Annotated in this window: 15 protein-coding genes and 1 tRNA gene; 11 read left to right on the top strand and 5 right to left on the bottom strand. The window is 60.8% G+C overall.

The features are described 5' to 3' along the window. Window positions 1–229 precede the first annotated feature (229 nt). Window positions 230–646 (bottom strand): DUF2000 domain-containing protein, encoded by a 417-nt coding sequence (locus ABOK31_RS12810; RefSeq protein WP_349956282.1) that lies wholly within the window; start codon window positions 644–646, stop codon window positions 230–232. A gap of 131 nt (window positions 647–777) precedes the next feature. On the opposite strand from ABOK31_RS12810, the gene ABOK31_RS12815 reads away from it, so the two are divergent. From ABOK31_RS12815 to ABOK31_RS12825, 3 genes are all read left to right on the top strand, one after another. Next, window positions 778–1,257 carry an Lrp/AsnC family transcriptional regulator gene (locus tag ABOK31_RS12815; RefSeq protein ID WP_174176867.1) on the top strand — a complete coding sequence of 160 codons (480 nt, stop codon included), beginning with the start codon at window positions 778–780 and terminating at the stop codon, window positions 1,255–1,257. A gap of 108 nt (window positions 1,258–1,365) precedes the next feature. Further along, on the top strand, window positions 1,366–2,433 hold the full coding sequence (locus ABOK31_RS12820) for a cyclic nucleotide-gated ion channel (RefSeq protein WP_174176869.1): 1,068 nt from the start codon (window positions 1,366–1,368) through the stop codon (window positions 2,431–2,433). A 131-nt stretch (window positions 2,434–2,564) separates the two neighbouring features. Then, the gene (locus tag ABOK31_RS12825) at window positions 2,565–3,539 is read left to right on the top strand and encodes an alpha/beta hydrolase (RefSeq protein WP_349956283.1); all 975 of its coding nucleotides are present in this window, start codon (window positions 2,565–2,567) and stop codon (window positions 3,537–3,539) included. 5 nt (window positions 3,540–3,544) lie between these two features. Here ABOK31_RS12825 and hisN read toward each other — a convergent pair whose 3' ends face one another. Next, a complete protein-coding gene (gene hisN / locus ABOK31_RS12830; RefSeq protein ID WP_349956284.1) occupies window positions 3,545–4,318 on the bottom strand; it encodes a histidinol-phosphatase in 774 nt (257 codons plus the stop codon). A gap of 385 nt (window positions 4,319–4,703) precedes the next feature. Further along, on the bottom strand, window positions 4,704–5,603 hold the full coding sequence (locus tag ABOK31_RS12835) for an N-formylglutamate amidohydrolase (RefSeq protein WP_234910313.1): 900 nt from the start codon (window positions 5,601–5,603) through the stop codon (window positions 4,704–4,706). 272 nt (window positions 5,604–5,875) lie between these two features. On the opposite strand from ABOK31_RS12835, the gene cpdR1 reads away from it, so the two are divergent. Next, entirely contained in the window at window positions 5,876–6,238 is a 363-nt protein-coding gene (gene cpdR1 / locus ABOK31_RS12840; RefSeq protein ID WP_004117561.1) for a response regulator CpdR1, read from the top strand. A gap of 83 nt (window positions 6,239–6,321) precedes the next feature. After that, window positions 6,322–6,396, top strand: a tRNA-Val gene (locus tag ABOK31_RS12845). 140 nt (window positions 6,397–6,536) lie between these two features. Here the strand turns inward: ABOK31_RS12845 and ABOK31_RS12850 are convergent. Beyond that, window positions 6,537–6,848: a hypothetical protein gene (locus ABOK31_RS12850; RefSeq protein WP_174176875.1), complete on the bottom strand. Its 312-nt coding sequence runs from the start codon at window positions 6,846–6,848 to the stop codon at window positions 6,537–6,539. 213 nt (window positions 6,849–7,061) lie between these two features. On the opposite strand from ABOK31_RS12850, the gene ABOK31_RS12855 reads away from it, so the two are divergent. Further along, entirely contained in the window at window positions 7,062–7,310 is a 249-nt protein-coding gene (locus tag ABOK31_RS12855) for a hypothetical protein (RefSeq protein ID WP_174176877.1), read from the top strand. A 177-nt stretch (window positions 7,311–7,487) separates the two neighbouring features. Then, window positions 7,488–7,958 carry a hypothetical protein gene (locus ABOK31_RS12860; RefSeq protein WP_174176879.1) on the top strand — a complete coding sequence of 157 codons (471 nt, stop codon included), beginning with the start codon at window positions 7,488–7,490 and terminating at the stop codon, window positions 7,956–7,958. A 44-nt stretch (window positions 7,959–8,002) separates the two neighbouring features. Here ABOK31_RS12860 and ABOK31_RS12865 read toward each other — a convergent pair whose 3' ends face one another. Next, the gene (locus ABOK31_RS12865) at window positions 8,003–8,254 is read right to left on the bottom strand and encodes a hypothetical protein (protein WP_174176881.1); all 252 of its coding nucleotides are present in this window, start codon (window positions 8,252–8,254) and stop codon (window positions 8,003–8,005) included. A 419-nt stretch (window positions 8,255–8,673) separates the two neighbouring features. On the opposite strand from ABOK31_RS12865, the gene ABOK31_RS12870 reads away from it, so the two are divergent. The 4 genes from ABOK31_RS12870 to ABOK31_RS12885 all read left to right on the top strand — a co-directional run bounded on the left by ABOK31_RS12870 (window position 8,674) and on the right by ABOK31_RS12885 (window position 17,430). Continuing rightward, window positions 8,674–9,774 (top strand): DUF475 domain-containing protein, encoded by a 1,101-nt coding sequence (locus ABOK31_RS12870; protein WP_349956285.1) that lies wholly within the window; start codon window positions 8,674–8,676, stop codon window positions 9,772–9,774. 294 nt (window positions 9,775–10,068) lie between these two features. Continuing rightward, entirely contained in the window at window positions 10,069–11,496 is a 1,428-nt protein-coding gene (locus ABOK31_RS12875; protein ID WP_174176885.1) for a mannose-1-phosphate guanylyltransferase/mannose-6-phosphate isomerase, read from the top strand. A gap of 182 nt (window positions 11,497–11,678) precedes the next feature. Beyond that, window positions 11,679–14,999, top strand: coding sequence for a transglutaminase family protein (locus ABOK31_RS12880; RefSeq protein ID WP_349956286.1), 3,321 nt, complete (start codon window positions 11,679–11,681; stop codon window positions 14,997–14,999). Between the two features lie 13 nt (window positions 15,000–15,012). Continuing rightward, on the top strand, window positions 15,013–17,430 hold the full coding sequence (locus ABOK31_RS12885; RefSeq protein WP_174176888.1) for a circularly permuted type 2 ATP-grasp protein: 2,418 nt from the start codon (window positions 15,013–15,015) through the stop codon (window positions 17,428–17,430).

Raw genomic sequence — 17,430 nt, forward strand, 5'->3', positions numbered from 1 at the left:
GCAGATGAACGGATGGTTCGGAACCCGTTCAGGCTGGCGGGCCTATCGTCCAAACCATCGGAACACCATCGTCCGATGACTGAAGTGTATCGTCCCTTCTTCTTCAGTCCTTGCTCGGCCGGCGAAGCGGATCTCTCTATCTCCGCACGCCGGCCTTTTTTCTTTTGGATCCCCCAAGCAATTCAAGAAAAGTGTGAAGCGGCTTCCGTCCGGAATGGCGTCAAAATCGCTACCGCAACAGCTTCAGTGAACCGGTGAGCGACTTCACCCATTTCGAAGGTCCCACCAGCCCGAGACCGTCGATCGCTTCGCCGGCAAGATCACGATTTGGAAACGTCGCCTCATACTCCCTGTAATCGTGGAGCGAGCGAGCGAAAGCGGGAAAGGGAACGATCGCGCGGTCGTCCTGCTGCGGCAAGGCCTTCAGCAGAAGAGATCTGATAATCTCGCCATCCGCCTGCAGCACCGGAACGGGCATGTTCGAACTGATGTCGATGGCGCGCCCCTCCCTATCGGTCAATTGCCGCGCCGCAAGCGCGGGAAACTTCGCACCCAGCCCGATTGAGATGGCGCCGGCGGTGTTGGCGACCAGTCCAAGCGGCAGTGCCGGATTGACGACGATGGCAAGACGGATATCGGGAAGCATGGAGACCTGCTGCTGTTAATAGAATTGGATCGCAGGATATCTCCGGCATTCGGGATAATCTTACCTTTTATTGCTGTCCTATCGATATAAGTGGTAGGATTTACCATATTGCTACAGATAAGAGGTCAGACATGCCCGATACCCTCGAACCCATCGATTTGCGAATTCTTGGAGCACTCCAGAAGGACGGGCGCCTGACCAACCAGGCACTGTCGTCCGAAGTCGGGCTCTCGACCTCGCCATGCTGGCGGCGCGTGCGCCAGCTGGAAGAAACCGGCGTGATCCAGGGCTATACGGCGGCTCTCGACCGGCGTCAGATCGGCCTCGGCGTCCTTGCCTTCATCAGGGTCAAGATCGACAGCCACAGCGAGGCGGAGGCCGAGGAATTCTCGCGCGATGTGCTGAAGCTCAGCGAGGTCGTCGCCTGCTACAGCATCGCCGGCGACGCGGATTTCCTGCTGCAAGTCGTGGCCGCCGATCTCGACAGCTATGCCGATTTCGCCATGGCGGTGGTGCGTCGCCTGCCGCGCATCAAGGAGATGCAGACGACATTCGTGCTCAAGGAGATCAAGCCTTTCAAGGGCTTTCCGCTTGAGGTCGGCCAGCGATAACATCGCGAGGCGCTGGATATCGGCTGTTGGACATGTCCGGCCAGCCCTTTACGTTTGGACAGAAGGCATCCTATTCTCAGATAGATGGCAGCCCACCCGGGGTAATGAATGTCAGTGCTTCCTTTCTCGAAGATTCTCACATCGCTGAACGCGGTGCTCGCTGCAGTCGGCCTGTTGACGGTGGCGGCGCTGACGACGCCTGACATCACCGGACAGACCAGGCTCGCCTTGCAGATCGTGCTCATCTGCGTATGGGCGGCCTATGTCTTCCAATTGATCGAGACGCTGGTCATGCAGCGGGCGAAAGATGTTCGCGGCACGGGAGTGGAAATCGCCGTCGACGTGCTTGCCGTTCTCATCCCTCTGCTGGCTTTCCTGTTCATCCGCGGACGCGACCAGAGCCTCTATTGCGCCATCTGGCTCTTGAAGCCGCTGCGCGGCTCCACATTCTTCCGGCTGCTGGGCCGGGTGCTGACGAAAGAGGCGCGCAACCTGATCGGCGTCACCTCGATCTTCGGCATCGTGTTGTTCGTGGCCGCTCTTGCGGCCTATATCATCGAACGCGACGTCCAGCCTGACAAGTTCGGCAGCATCCCGCTTGCGATGTGGTGGGCCGTGACGACGCTCTCGACCACAGGCTATGGCGACGAGATTCCGCAGAGCTTCGCCGGCCGCATCCTAGCCGGGTTGGTCATGATGAGCGGAATCGGCATCTTCGCGCTCTGGGCCGGCATTCTCGCGACCGGGTTCTACGAAGAAGTCCGTCGTCAGGACTTCGTGCGCAATTGGCAGCTGGTGGCCGCCGTGCCGCTGTTCCAGAAGCTCGGATCGGCCGCACTCATAGAGATCGTCAGGGCGCTGAGACCTCGCGTGGTGCCGGCCGGCGGCATCATCTGCCGCAAGGGCGAGGCCGGCGACCAGATGTACTTCATCGTCGAGGGCCGTGTCAGCGTCGCCACGCCGAATCCTGTTGAGCTCGGCTCCGGCAGCTTCTTCGGCGAGATGGCGCTGATCACCGGCGAGCCCCGCTCGGCAACTGTCAGCGCCGCAACGGAAGTCTCGCTGCTGTCCCTCTATTCGTCGGATTTCCAGATGCTGTCGAGCAGCAGCCCCGAGATCGCCGACATCATCCGCAAGACCGCGCTCGAACGGCGCGGTGCGGCACCGAAGAGCTGATTCGGACAATCTCTCGCTCAACCCTTCCCGGCCGTTTGTCATGCCGAGAAAAGCCACAAACTATTTGCAATTCTTCCAACCTGCGCTATCCCCTTGAGATAAGCCATTGGTCAGCGAGGCGCGACACCGTCATGGATTCGATCCTCTATTCCACAGCAGATAATCCCGTGCCGGAAAACCGCACCGAGGGATTCTTCGAAAGTTTCGACGGCCGCAAGCTGCGCTATGCCGTCTTCCGTTGCGAGCAGCCGGTTGCGACGGGAACGGTGGTCCTGCTGCAGGGCCGCAACGAATTCATGGAAAAGTATTTCGAGACGATTCGCGATCTGACGGCTAAGGGCCTCTGGGTTGCGACCTTCGACCTGCGCGGCCAGGGTGGATCGGAGCGGCTGCTGAAGGATCCCTTGTGCGGACATATCGGCCGCTTTTCCGACTATGAACGGGATCTGACTGCTTTCCTCGACAAGATCGTCCTGCCGGATACCCGCCTGCCCTTCTTTCTCCTCGCCCATTCGACGGGCGGGCTGATTGCCCTGTCCGCCGCCCCGAGGCTTGCGACCCGTATCGACCGCATGGTGCTGTCGGCACCCTTCATCGGCCTCACCGGTCACGGCGCCTCCCCCGGCCTGATCCGCTTTATCTCTGGGATGGTCAACGGCATCGGTCTCGGCCGCATGCAGTTTAGCAAGAAGTTCAAAGAGAAATCCTTCGCCGACAATCCGTTGACAACGGACGAGCAGCGCTACCGGCGCAACATCGGCATCGGCACCACCCATCCGCAGCTTTGTCTGGGACCGCCGACGGCGCGCTGGCTATCGCAGGCCTTACGGGCGATCGAGCGGGTGAACATGCCGGAGCATCTGTTTTCGATTCAGATCCCGACAGTGCTGATCGCCCCGACCCGCGACGGCGTGGTGCCCTACGCCGATCAGGAGCGACTGTCGCGCTATTTCCGCGCTGCCCAGCTGGTCCCGGTTCACGGCGCCAAGCATGAAATCCTGCAGGAGCGGGATATCTACCGCAACCAGGCTCTCGCCGCGATCCACGCCTTTATCCCAGGCAGCGACGCCAAGACCAATGCCTACGAGATCGAAGCGGAGGCCTGAGCGGCTTAGCGAGACAGTATCGCCAGGGCCTGCTCGTAAACCGCGCGGCTGCCGGCTGCGATGATCGTACCGCCCATTTCCGGCCGGCCGCCATCCCAGGTGGTCATGATGCCGCCGGCCTGCTCGACCACCGGAATGATGCCGCCGACATCGTAGGGCTTCAGCGAATTCTCGATGACGAGATCGATATGCCCCGCGGCGAGCAGCGCATAGGCATAGCAATCGCAGCCATAGCGGAAGAGCCGGACCTGGCTTTCGATCTCGCGATATTTGGCGAGCTCCTCGCCGAGGAAAAGATGCGGCGAAGTGGTGAAGAGGATGGCATTCGAGAGACTGCCGCAATCGCGGACCTTGAGCCGCCTTTCGCCGTCGGGACCGGAATAGGTGGCGCCATTGCCGTCGGCAAAATAGCGCTCGCCGGTGAAGGGCTGGTCGATCAGGCCCATGACGGCGCGGCCGTTCTTCTGCAGGCCGATCAGCGTTCCCCAGACGGGGACGCCCGAGATGAAGGCGCGCGTACCGTCGATCGGGTCGATTACCCAGACATGCTCTCGATCGAGCCCGATATTGCCATGCTCTTCGCCGAGAATACCATGATCGGGAAATTCGGCCTCGATCAGCGCACGAATCGCCTCTTCGGCAGCGCGGTCGCCTTCCGTCACCGGATCGAAGCCCTTGGCTTCCTTGTTGACCACATCGATGCCGGCACGAAAGCGCGGCAGGGTTTCGACCTTGGCCGCTTCGGCCAGACGATAGAAGAACGAGCGATCGGGAAGCATGGTCAATCCGGATAAGTGACGGGATGGCGATGTCATAACGCATATAGGCCTTGAAGCAAACGGGATGATGACGCGGCAGGCGCAATGCCTGCAGATCAGGCACAATTTCCAAATTTGCCTAAATATTTTGCACCGCAATAAAATGCTTGACATTTGTGCAGTGCAGTAGCAACATCCCTCTGCAGTCTTCCGACTGTAAATACCCTCCTTGGGTGTTTCCTCCCTAGACTTAGCCGCGCCACAAGCGCGGTTCTTTTTTGGTCGGAAGCTCTTTGCCGATAGACGCGCCCACGACCGCGCGCAGCCGGCTGACGGCTCCACCATCATCACTTCAATGGAAGTTGCTGCGCGGAAGCATGCCTGAAGGCCAGGCGCAGAGCAGGTCTTACTCCGCTGCCAGTGCGGGATCGCCCGTATAGGATTCCACATGCTCGGCCATGCGCTTCATGAAAAGCGTGATGGCAGCGGCGACCTCGTCGAAATCCGGGCGCTTCTCCAGCGTCGTTTCGTCGACATAGAGCGAACGGTTGACCTCGATCTGCAGGGCATGCAGCCCGCGGGAGGGTCGGCCGTAATGTTCGGTGATGAAACCGCCCGCATAGGGCTTGTTGCGCACGGCGTTGAAGCCGAGTTCCTCGAGGATCTGCATGGCGGCGCGCGACAGCTCGGCCGAGGCGCTGGTGCCGTAGCGATCCCCAAGGATGAAATCCGGGCGGGCATTGCTGCCGGCGATACGGATATTGCCCGGCATCGAATGACAATCGACCAGCACGCCGAAACCGAATTTGACATGGGTCCGCGCGATCAGGCGGCGCAGCGTGGCATGGTAGGGCTTGTAGATGGTGTCGATTCGCTTCAACGCATCCTCGACCGGGACGCGGCGTGCATAGATCTCCATATTCTCGGCGACGATTCGCGGGATCGTGCCGAGACCACCGGCGACCCGCAGCGAATTGATATTCGCATAGGATGGCAAGGCACCGTCGAACATGCGCGGATCGAGCTCGTAGGGTTCGCGATTCACGTCGATATAGGCGCGCGGAAAATTGGCAAACAGCAGCGGCGCACCGAGAGAACTCGCCGCCGAAAAAAGCTCGTCGACATAATGATCCTCGGAGCGGCGGATAGCGATACCCTGCAGGCGGGATTGGGCGACGAAATCGGGGGGGTAAATGCGACCACTATGAGGCGAACTGTAGACAAACGGTATCGTCTGGGAGGCGGGCTCCAATACCTCGAAAATCTCGAAACTGCGCATTTCCGCGGACATCAACGTCTTTACCATGTCAACAACTTGTCGCAGTAATCATGTTGCCAGTTGCATGACCGCAAGTCCATAGTAACTTGAGCGAAATGGCCTTAATCCAAAACACCGTATTCGGAATCTCGGATGCCCGGTCAGCGAAAACGCAAGACGTTTTCGTGGAATGTACCTATGCTTCGAACAAATGCTGGAATGGCGCGTTTTGGCTGACCATTCACGGCTTGTTTACGGCGCCGCGGTACCCTAAACGCTGGACGAGTCCAACAAGACAAAGTTGATTAGCGATAGAGATGATGACCCAGAAGATACTTCTTGCCGAAGACGACAACGACATGCGTCGCTTTCTCGTGAAGGCACTCGAAAAAGCCGGCTACAAGGTCTTGTCCTTTGACAATGGAGCCAGCGCCTACGACCGGCTGCGCGAAGAGCCGTTCTCGCTGCTTTTGACTGACATCGTCATGCCGGAGATGGACGGCATCGAGCTGGCGCGGCGCGCCACCGAACTCGATCCGGACCTGAAGGTGATGTTCATCACCGGTTTTGCCGCCGTCGCTTTGAACCCCGATTCGAAGGCTCCGAAGGATGCGAAGGTCCTTTCCAAGCCTTTTCACCTTCGCGAACTCGTCGACGAAGTCAACAAACTCCTTGCTGCGTAAGGCTTTCGGCGGCCACGTCACAAAACCGAAAAAAGCCTATTGACGGCTACCGAGGTTTTGTGATCTATGCGCCGCCATCGGATGGGCGTGTAGCTCAGCGGGAGAGCACTACGTTGACATCGTAGGGGTCACAGGTTCAATCCCTGTCACGCCCACCATCCTAATTCGCTGAAAAGCAAGGCCTTTCGAGAAATCGAAAGGCCTTTTTAGTTTCATACCGATCCGCAAAACTTCAGCGTTTGCTTTGGCCCAGACTGGTCCTAAAGGTTCGCCGAAAGCCGAAGCTGGTTGACGTCTGTCACCGATCCAGAAAATGCCGGAACACCGCTGTCGTCGGATAGGCATAGACGCCACGATCGACAAAGCCCTGGCGGTAGAGGCAATCCCTGAGAGCCAGCCAATAGAGCGTGCTGTTTGCATCCGGCGATCCGCGTCGCCAGGAATAGGCTTCAGGCTCGCAACGATTGAGAGCCCTGTCGTATCTTGCCAGCACCACCGGATCGCTGTCGGCGCGAATGCCGCCGTGATAGGTCTGGTAATTCGAAGGCGCCTCACCGGCAGAGACGCATGCCAGGCTCAAAATCGCTCCCAGCGCTAACATCATTCTCATGTGCTTCGATCTCCAACTAGCCGCGTCCCGAAAAATTCGAGCGCAGGTCGAGAATAATCGCCTTTTGAAAGATAGCCAATCACATGCTGCTGTTCGCTGCGATTGCGAGTTGAACGGAGCCTGCGACACAAGTTCCTGCCACAAGTCGCTTGACTTCCGGCCGCGCCGTCATCCTACTGTCATATCAGCGCATCGATCATACGGGAGGACGAGATGACGGTGGTGAAGCGGCAGTTCTACAAGAACCACAAGTCCAATGGCGACGAATATATGTTTCACCTCGCCCGCGATACCGAAAGCGGTGAGGTCTACGTCATCCGCCAGGCGGATTATGTCGTCGACGGCGGCAGCGAAAAGAGCATGACCCTCTATGAATTCCTCGCCGGGGGCGGCAATCGCCAGAATGCCCTGCTGCAGTTGATCGGCTCGCTTGTCCCGGAAGCGGCACAACAACAACATTAATGCATATCGCGCAAGGACTGCGGATGGCCTTGCGACAGCGAGACGTGTGACGTCAGACGTTGAAGCGCCCGGAGTGAATCCGGGCGATTTTAGCGGGCGTTGGGTTTGCGCTCCGCTTCGGGTTGACTGCCACATTTGGATCGGCGAATCTGCCCGGGCTTGAAAGGAGCCCCTCTTATGCGATTCGCAGGCATTGCTTTTGGATTGACCGTCTTGGCCGCAACCTCGGCCGGCGCCGTGGATGATTTCCCATCGAAAGGCGTTACCGTCATTGGTGGGAAATGCTCCAAGCTCGTGGTCGGCAAGCTCGATGCCTCCAAGGGGTGCAAGGCCGAAATTGCCAGCGTAACCGGCCCCGATGGATCCGTGACATTCATCTTCACATCCGGCGGCAAGATGCTTGGCTTCCAGGGCAACGGCAAGGGTATCAAGGCGGGCGGCCAGAAAGGGACGGCGCAGTTGCCGATCGACGTCATCTCGACGGGTGCGGGCAACAAGATTTCTGGCAAAGTGGAAGCGAAGGGCACCTGCACCTTCGCCAACCCCTATGCCGGCAAACCGGTCGCCATCGAATGCTCGGCGAAATCGACAGAAATGAGCTTCAACGGCAGCTTCACATCCGACGGCAAAGCGCCTCGGCACAAGTAGCGGTCGTTCACCGCACGGCTGGCATCCGAGTTCCAGCACCCCCATTAATGGCGTGGCGTGTTCTTTTGCTTCCGGCCATGATTGGCATCGGCCGGCGCTTCCCGTGACAGGTCAGCTCCGTTGACATGAGCGGGAACGTGCACATCCTCATGTGTTACGGGGTGCAGGGTGAGATCCACCTGATGCGGCGGCAGGACCTGAGCTTGGCGTAGCGTATTCGGCCGCGCCTTCTTCTGCCGTTCCGTCAGTTCCGGTTTTTGCGCTTGCGACTTGCGGTGAATGGGTGTCGGGCTCATCGGAGCTTCTCCTGTCTGTCGCTGTTGTCGGGGTGATGATCCGCTGCAGTATTCGAGCGGCGGGTGGCGCAAGATCGCCTGAAGGCCAAACGCAGCCCTTTCCGTTTGGTTCCTCGAATTCTCAATTATCAAGGGCAGTTGTTGTCACCACGATTTCAACTCTTGACCTGTGTCGCAACTTCACTAACTATGGCGTATCTCCGCGCCTCTCTGACATCGGCGACGGATTGAACTTTGGTGCCGGGCCCCTCTGGCGAGAGTTTTCACGGCGCTCTCGCGATGTCGGTACCGCCTGCAGATGAGCCGGCGGACTTCGCTTCCATGATCAGCTTGACCATGCCTCACCCGCATGCCGTCTTCGGTATGCGGCTATGCGCGCAATCCGGATGGATTCACTTTCTTTGCGGCGAGGCGCGCCCATGAGCCCGCCCATCGCTTCAAAATCCGTGCTCGGCTATTTCGGCTGGGCTTTTGCCGTTACCGTCGGCGGCCTTGCCCTCGGTGCTCTGTTAGGCTGGAACACCACCGGCACCTTCAGCGGCCTTGCCACGGCCTTCTTCATCTGTGCCGTCCTGGCCGTGCTCGAAATCTCGCTTTCCTTCGACAATGCCATCGTCAATGCCAACAAGCTGAAGGAAATGACGCCGGTCTGGCAGCATCGCTTCCTGACCTGGGGCATCATCATCGCCGTCTTCGGCATGCGGATCGTCTTTCCACTGGCGATCGTCGCTATCGCGGCCTGGATCAATCCGTGGGAAGCGTTGAAGCTTGCCGCCACCAGGCCCGAGCAATATGCCGAGATCATGCGGGCGGCGCATCTGCCGATCGCCGCCTTTGGCGGCACGTTCCTGATGATGGTCGGCCTGACCTATTTCTTCAATCACGAAAAGGACGTGCACTGGATCAGCTTCATTGAGAAGCGGATGGCGCACTTCGCCACCGTCAAGGGCGTTGAGATCGCCTTCGTGCTGGTCATGGTTCTCATTTTCACCTCGGTGCTCGATGGCGATGACGCCACGACCTTCCTGCACGCCTCGATCTATGGCCTGCTGACCTTCCTGCTCGTGGAGGTTCTGGCCGGCTTTCTGGATGCCTCGCAAAAGACGATGAGCGCGGCGGCAAAGGGCGGTTTCGGCGCTTTCCTCTATCTGGAAATCCTCGATGCCAGCTTCTCCTTTGACGGCGTCATCGGGGCTTTCGCCCTCACCCAGAACCTTTTCATCATCGCGATCGGCCTCGGCATCGGCGCCATGTATGTCCGTTCCATGACGATCATGCTGGTGGAAAAGGGCACGCTCGCTCACTATCGCTACCTCGAACATGGTGCCTTCTACGCCATCCTGATTCTTTCGATAATCATGTACGTGCAGACGCTGACGCATATCCCGGAAGTCATCACCGGCCTTGGCGGCGCGGCCCTGATCGGCATCTCGCTCTGGTCCTCGATCCGCTACAACAGGCGCAATGGCCCCAACCATGCGCCGGTGCACGATGAACGGCACGACAGGGCAGAAGCTTAATCTCCGACTGCTGATGATCATCGCCACGGCCTTGGTGGCCACGGCGGATCGTGAGGGGCAGGGTTGTGTCTATCGATTCTGCCTCTCTCCCGCGGAAAGACGCCCGCATCGGACTTTCATCAGGATTTCCGCGCCAAGATCGCCGAATGTTTACGTTGTCGGCATATTAGCGCTAGCGTTTTGCCAAAAAATATCGCAATGGCGATTAACGTTGTCGAAGGAGCATGGCGGAAAGCGCAACGGTTGCGCTCTCGACGGTCGGCTCTCGGTTGAAGTGTCTAGGAGAGGCAGAGTATGGCAGCAAAGATCGTTCCGGTGATCATGGCCGGGGGCAAGGGTACGCGGCTGTGGCCGCTGTCGCGCGCTTCCGCCCCGAAGCAATTCATCCAGTTCATCGGCGACAGAACGCTGTTTCAGAACACGTTGGAGCGTGTAGCCGATCCGGAGCTCTACGAAGCGCCGATCGTGCTGACCAATGAGGAATTCCGCTTCCTCGTCGCGGAGCAAGCCCGCGAACTCGACTTGAAGCTCGCCGCCGTGCTGCTGGAACCGATCGCCCGCAATACCGCCGCTGCCGTCGCCGCCGCCGCCGCGCTCGTCACCGAGCTCTTCGGCAAGGACGCGATCATGCATGTGCTCGGCTCCGACTACGAGATCGACGCCAATACGACCTATTACGATTGCGTGCGCCTGGCGCGCGACACGGCGCTCCAGGGTAAGCTCGTCACCTTCGGCATCAAGCCGACGGAGCCGGCAACCGGCTACGGCTACATCGAAAGCGGCAAGGCACTCTCGACCGGCGCCCATGCGGTCAAGCGCTTCGTCGAGAAGCCTGCCTTGGACAAGGCCAAGGAGATGGTTGCCAGCGGCCATTTCTACTGGAACTCCGGCATGTTCATGTTCTCGGCCGCCCAGCTTCTCGCCGAGATGAAGGAATTTGCGCCCGAAGTTGAAAAGGCTGCCAGCAAGGCCGTCTCCAAGTCGACGCGCGACCTCGATTTTACCCGCCTCGACGCCGACAATTTCTCCAAGAGCCCGGACATTTCCATCGACTACGCGCTGATGGAAAAGACGGCCAATGCCGCCGTTGTCCCCTCGCCCTTCACCTGGTCCGATCTCGGCAGCTGGGATGCGGTCTGGAAAGTCGGCAGCCGCGACGAAAGCGGCAACGTGTCGGCTGGGGCCACGACGCTGGTCAACACGAAGAATTCGCTCGTCATGTCGCACAGCCTTCATGTCGCCGTGCAGGGCCTTGAGGACGTCGCTGTCATCGCCAGCGAAGACGCAGTCTATGTCGGCCATCTCAAGGACAGCCAGGAAGTCGGCAAGCTCGTGAAGCTGCTCGCAAGCGAGAAGAAGACCGCCAAGCTCACCGAGACGCACCCGACCTCCTACCGCCCCTGGGGTGGCTATACCTCCGTGCTGAACGGCGAGCGCTTCCAGGTGAAGCGCATCTTCGTGCTGCCGGGCAAGAAGCTGTCGCTGCAGAAGCATCACCACCGCTCCGAGCACTGGATCGTCGTCAAGGGCACGGCCGAAGTGACGGTCGGCGAAAACGTACAGATGCTGCGCGAAAACGAGTCGGTCTATATCCCGCTCGGCGAAGTGCACCGTCTGTCGAACCCCGGCAAGATCCTGCTGGAGCTGATCGAAGTGCAGACCGGCTCCTATCTCGGCGAAGACGACATCATCCGCCTCGTCGACGAATTCGGCAGAAGCTGATTGCAAGCAACCAGATCAGAATTTCAGAACGGCGGGCGAAAGCTCGCCGTTTTTGTTTTGGTGTTACCCGGCAGGACTTTTTGAAGCGCAGGGGAACACCTTGCTTTCTTTCGCTGCATTGCACACACTGCCTGTGGGAACAGTAATCACCGCACAACGATGCGGACTAGGCGAAGAGACATATGGCGATCAAGGCGAGCATCTATCATCTCACCCATTATATCTACGACAATCCGGTCCGCCTCGGCCCCCAGATCATCCGCCTGAAACCCGCCTCGCATTCCAAGACCCGCGTGCTGAGCCACGCACTGAAGGTCACGCCGTCAAATCACTTCGTGAACCTTCAGCAGGATCCTTACGGCAATTATCTCGCCCGCTTCGTCTTTCCCGATCCGGTGACCGAACTGAAGATCGAGGTCGATCTCGTCGCCGATATGACGGTCTACAACCCCTTCGACTTCTTCGTCGAAGAGGAAGCCACCAAATGGCCCTTCGATTATCCCGAGACGATCCGCGAGGATCTATCGATCTATATGAAGCCGGAGGAGCCCGGCCCCAGGCTCAAAGCCTTCCTCGCAACGCTCGACCGCTCCGAACAAAAGACCGTCGACATGATCGTCGGCCTCAATGCTCGCTTGCAGCAGGAGATCGGCTACGTCATCCGCATGGAAGCCGGCGTGCAGACGCCCGAAGAGACTCTGGAAAAAGCCAAGGGCTCCTGCCGTGACACGAGCTGGCTGCTCGTTCAGATACTGCGCCATCTCGGCCTCGCCGCCCGTTTCGTCTCCGGTTACCTTATCCAGCTCACGCCCGACCTGAAGGCGCTTGACGGCCCCTCTGGCACCGAAGTCGATTTCACCGATCTGCATGCCTGGGCGGAAGTCTATCTTCCCGGCGCCGGCTGGGTCGGCCTCGATCCGACCTCCGGCCTGCTCACCGGCGAGAGCCATATTCCGCTTGCCGCGACGCCGCACTATCGCAACGCCGCACCGATCTCCGGCGGCTACTTCGGCGAGGCAAAGACCGAATTCGATTTCGACATGAAGGTCGCCCGCGTCGCCGAGCATCCGCGCATCACCAAACCCTTCTCCGACGAAAGCTGGGATGCCTTGAATGCGCTCGGCGAAAAGGTCGACGCGATCCTGAAAGAAGACGACGTGCGCCTGACCATGGGTGGCGAGCCGACTTTCGTTTCGATCGACGACTTCCAGTCCGACGAATGGAACACGGCCGCTGTCGGCCCGACCAAGCGCGAGAAGGCCGATACGCTGATCCGCCGCCTGCGTGAGCGCTTCGCGCCGAACGGTTTCCTGCATTACGGCCAGGGCAAGTGGTATCCGGGCGAAAGCCTGCCGCGCTGGACCTTCTCGCTCTACTGGCGCCGCGACGGCCTGCCGATCTGGTCGAACCCGGATCTGATCGCCAATGAGGGCCGCAATTACAGCGTCACGGAAGATGATGCCGGCCGCCTGCTGACGGCCATCGCCGGCGAGCTCGACATCGAACCGGATTATGTAACCCCGGCCTTCGAAGATCCGGCCGAATGGCTGGTCAAGGAAGCGAACCTTCCCGACAATGTCGACCCCTCCAACTCGAAGCTGAAGGACCCGGAGGAACGCTCGCGCATGGCCCGCGTCTTCGAGCGCGGCCTGACGCGGCCGACGGGCTATATCCTGCCGGTGCAGACATGGAATGCGCGCGCCAGCGGCCGCCGCTGGACGAGCGAGAAATGGCACACGCGCCGCGGCCGCGTCTTCCTGACGCCGGGCGACAGCCCGGTCGGCTATCGCCTGCCGTTGAATTCGCTCGACTGGATACCCGCATCGCAATATCCCTACATCAATCCGATGGACCCGACGATCCCGCGCGAAGCGCTGCCGGACTACGATGAGGACAAGGGCCGGCCGTTGCAGGCTGCCCATTTCCAGCCTTTCACCGGCCAGCAGCCGATCGCGCCGCAATCCCTCGATGAGATCGGCGGCTATGTGCGCACGGCAATCAGCGTCGAACCGCGCGACGGTCGCCTCTGCATCTTCATGCCGCCGACGGTCAGCGTCGAGGATTACCTCGATCTCGTCGCCTCCGCCGAGCGTGCGGCGGCAGCCCTGAACCTACCTGTGCATATCGAAGGCTATCCGCCACCGCAGGATGAGCGCATCAATGTGATCCGCGTCGCTCCCGACCCAGGCGTCATCGAGGTCAACATCCATCCGGCATCGAGCTGGAAGGAAGCCGTCGATATCACCACGGCGATTTATGACGAGGCGCGCGAAAGCCGGCTTGGCACCGACAAGTTCATGATCGACGGCCGCCACACCGGCACCGGCGGCGGCAACCATGTCGTCGTCGGCGGCCGCAACACGATGGACAGCCCGTTCCTGCGCCGTCCCGACCTGTTGAAGAGCCTGGTGCTGCACTGGCAGCGCCACCCCTCGCTCTCCTACCTGTTCTCCGGCATGTTTATCGGGCCGACCAGCCAGGCGCCGCGCATCGACGAGGCCCGTCACGACAGCCTCTATGAGCTGGAAATCGCACTGGCCCAGGTGCCGACACCCGGCCGTGGGCTGCAACCGCTTCCATGGCTGGTGGACCGGCTCTTCCGCAATCTTCTGACCGATGTCACAGGCAACACCCACCGCTCGGAAATCTGCATCGACAAGCTGTTCTCGCCGGATGGACCGACGGGACGCCTCGGCCTCGTCGAATTCCGCGGCTTCGAAATGCCGCCGAATGCTCGCATGAGCCTTGCCCAGCAATTGCTGGTGCGTGCGCTGATCGCCCGCTTCTGGCGCAACCCCATCGACGGCCGCTTCGTGCGCTGGGGCACGACGCTGCATGATCGCTTCATGCTGCCGCATTACATCTGGCAGGATTTCCTCGACGTTCTCGCCGATCTCCGCGAAAACGGCTTCGACCTGCGGCCGGAATGGTTCCAGGCACAGCTCGAGTTCCGCTTCCCTTTCTGTGGCGAAGTCGAATATGAGGGGAGCAAGCTGGAACTGCGCCAGGCGCTGGAGCCGTGGCATGTCATGGGTGAGGAAGGTGCTATCGGAGGCACCGTCCGCTACGTCGATTCGTCAGTCGAACGCCTGCAGGTTCGGTTGGAGACATCAAATCCTTCCCGCTATACCGTGACCTGCAATGGCCGCCCCATGCCGCTGACGCCGACGGGGATGGCGGGCGTTTCGGTCGCCGGCGTGCGCTACAAGGCATGGCACCCGGCCTCGGGTCTGCACCCGGTTCTGCCCATCGACACGCCGCTGACCTTCGACATCTACGACACCTGGTCGCAGCGCTCGATCGGCGGCTGCATCTACCATGTTGCCCATCCGGGCGGCCGGAACTACGACACTTTCCCCGTCAACGGCAACGAGGCGGAAGCGCGACGTCTTGCGCGTTTCGAGCCTTGGGGGCATACAGCAGGTGGCTACGCCGTAAGACCGGAGACTGCGTCGGTGGAATTCCCGCTGACACTCGACCTCAGACGGCCGGCGGGAATTTGAGACGGAACTGTGAATGGCTAGAAAACCGGCGACGGAACGGCGGGACGAGGTAAAGACCGGCATCGGCAAGGAGCCGGCCTTTGCCTATCGTCCCCTGCGTGGCGTCGCCGATGAAATGGTCGACAATAGAGGCGCCGTCCGTCCCGTTTGGCAAAATCTGCTATCGGCGCTGTCGCGCATGTCAGAAGAAGAGCTGACCGAGCGCTTCGCCCGCGCCGACCGCTATCTGCGCGATGCCGGCGTCTTCTATCGGGCCTATGGAACGACGGGCGTCAGCGAGCGCGGCTGGCCGATCTCGCATATCCCGGTGCTCATCGACGAACGCGAATGGCAGGCTCTTTCCGAAGGCCTGCAGCAGCGCGCCGATCTGTTGGAATCCATCATTGCCGACATCTATGGCGACAGCCGGCTGGTGAGCGAAGGGCTGCTGCCGCCGGCCTTGATCGCCGCCAATCCGGAGTTCCTGCGCCCACTCGTCGGCATCAAGCCGGCGAGCGGCCACTATCTGCATTTCCTGGCCTTCGAAGTCGGCCGCGGTCCGGATGGCAACTGGTGGGTGCTGGCCGATCGCGCGCAGGCACCGTCAGGAGCCGGCTTCGCATTGGAAACCCGCGTCGCCACCACCCGCGCCTTCTCGGATATCTACGCCGAAACCAAGGTTCATCGCCTCGCCTCCTTCTTCGGTGCTTTCCGCGATGCGCTGCTCGGCGGCAAGCGCAGCGGCGAAGGCCGCGTCGCCGTCCTGACGCCCGGCCCCGCCAACGAAACCTATTACGAGCACGCCTATATCGCCCGCTATCTCGGCTTCATGCTGCTCGAAGGCGAGGACATCACCGTCGTCAACGATCAGCTGATGGTGCGCACCGTTGCGGGCTTGCGGCCGATCAGCGTGCTCTGGCGCCGCCTCGATGCGGCCTATGCCGATCCGCTGGAGCTCGATCAGCAATCCCATATCGGCACGCCGGGCCTGGTCGAGGCGCTGCGGGCGCAGACGGTAACGATCGTCAATGCGCTCGGCTCGGGCATTCTCGAAACGCGCGCCCTGCTTTCCTTCATGCCGACCATCTGTCGGCACCTGCGCGGCGAGGAACTGAAGCTGCCGTCAATCGCGACGTGGTGGTGCGGCCAGAAGAGCGAGCGCGAGCATGTCGCCGCCAATATAGAAAAGATGGTCATCGGCCCGGCCTATTCCCGCATGCCATTCTTCGATGATAACGGCCAGTCCGTGCTGGGCTCGACCTTGCGCAGCACCGCCCGCGATTCGATCGCGGACTGGCTGGCGACCGAGGGCCAGAAGCTGGTGGGCCAGGAGGTGGTGACGCTTTCGACCACGCCGGCCTGGGTCAACGGCAAGCTGACGCCGCGGCCGATGAGCCTGCGCGTCTTTGCCGCCCGCACGGAAAACGGCTGGCAGATCATGCCTGGCGGCTTCGCCCGCATCGGCAGCGGCGACGATGTCGCGGCGATTGCAATGCAGGCGGGCGGCTCGGCCGCCGATGTCTGGATCGTGTCGGACAAGCCGGTCGAGGCCCATACGCTGCTGCCGGCCGAAGAGACCTTCACCCGCAACATGCCGGGCAGCCTGCCGAGCCGGGCAGCCGACAACCTCTTCTGGCTTGGCCGCTATATCGAGCGTGCAGAAGGCGCTTTGCGCATCCTGCGCGCCTGGCATGGGCGCTTCGCCGAAGCGGCCGATCCGAACCAGCCCCTGCTTGCCGATGTCAGCGCCTATCTCGCCGCCATCGACATCGATACCAAACAGGCAGTGCCGGAAAACCTGCTGCGCAACATCGAGAGCGCCGTCTATTCCGCCAGCAATATCCGCGACCGCTTCTCCCCAGACGGCTGGCTGGCGCTGAACGACCTCGCCAAGACGGCACGCCGCTTCAAGGAAGGCGTGAAGCACGGCGACGACGCCAGCCATGCCATGACGATCCTGTTGCGCAAGCTCGCCGGCTTTGCCGGTCTCGTACATGAAAACATGTACCGCTTCACCGGCTGGCGCTTCCTGTCGCTCGGCCGCTATATCGAACGCGGCCTGCACATGACGCGATTGCTCGGCCATATGTCCGGTCCCGATGCGCCCGACGGCGCGCTCGATATGCTGCTGGAAATCGGCGACAGCGTCATGACCCATCGCCGCCGCTACAACGTCAATACCGCCCGCCTGACGGTGACCGACCTGCTGGCACTCGACCCCTTGAACCCGCGCTCGATCCTCTTCCAGATGAACGAGATCCACCGCGAGGTGGAGCAATTGCCGAACGCCTTCGTCAACGGCCAGATGTCGCCCTTCTACCGCGAGGCCATGCGGCTGCATTCCGGGCTGGCTGTCATGACGCCCGAGACAATGACGGTCGAGGTCTACCAGCAGCTGGCGCGCGAACTCGAGCGGCTTTCCGACCTGCTGGCGCGCACCTACCTCGGATGA

The organism is Rhizobium sp. ZPR4, assembly GCF_040215725.1.
GTDB lineage: Bacteria > Pseudomonadota > Alphaproteobacteria > Rhizobiales > Rhizobiaceae > Rhizobium > Rhizobium rhizogenes_D.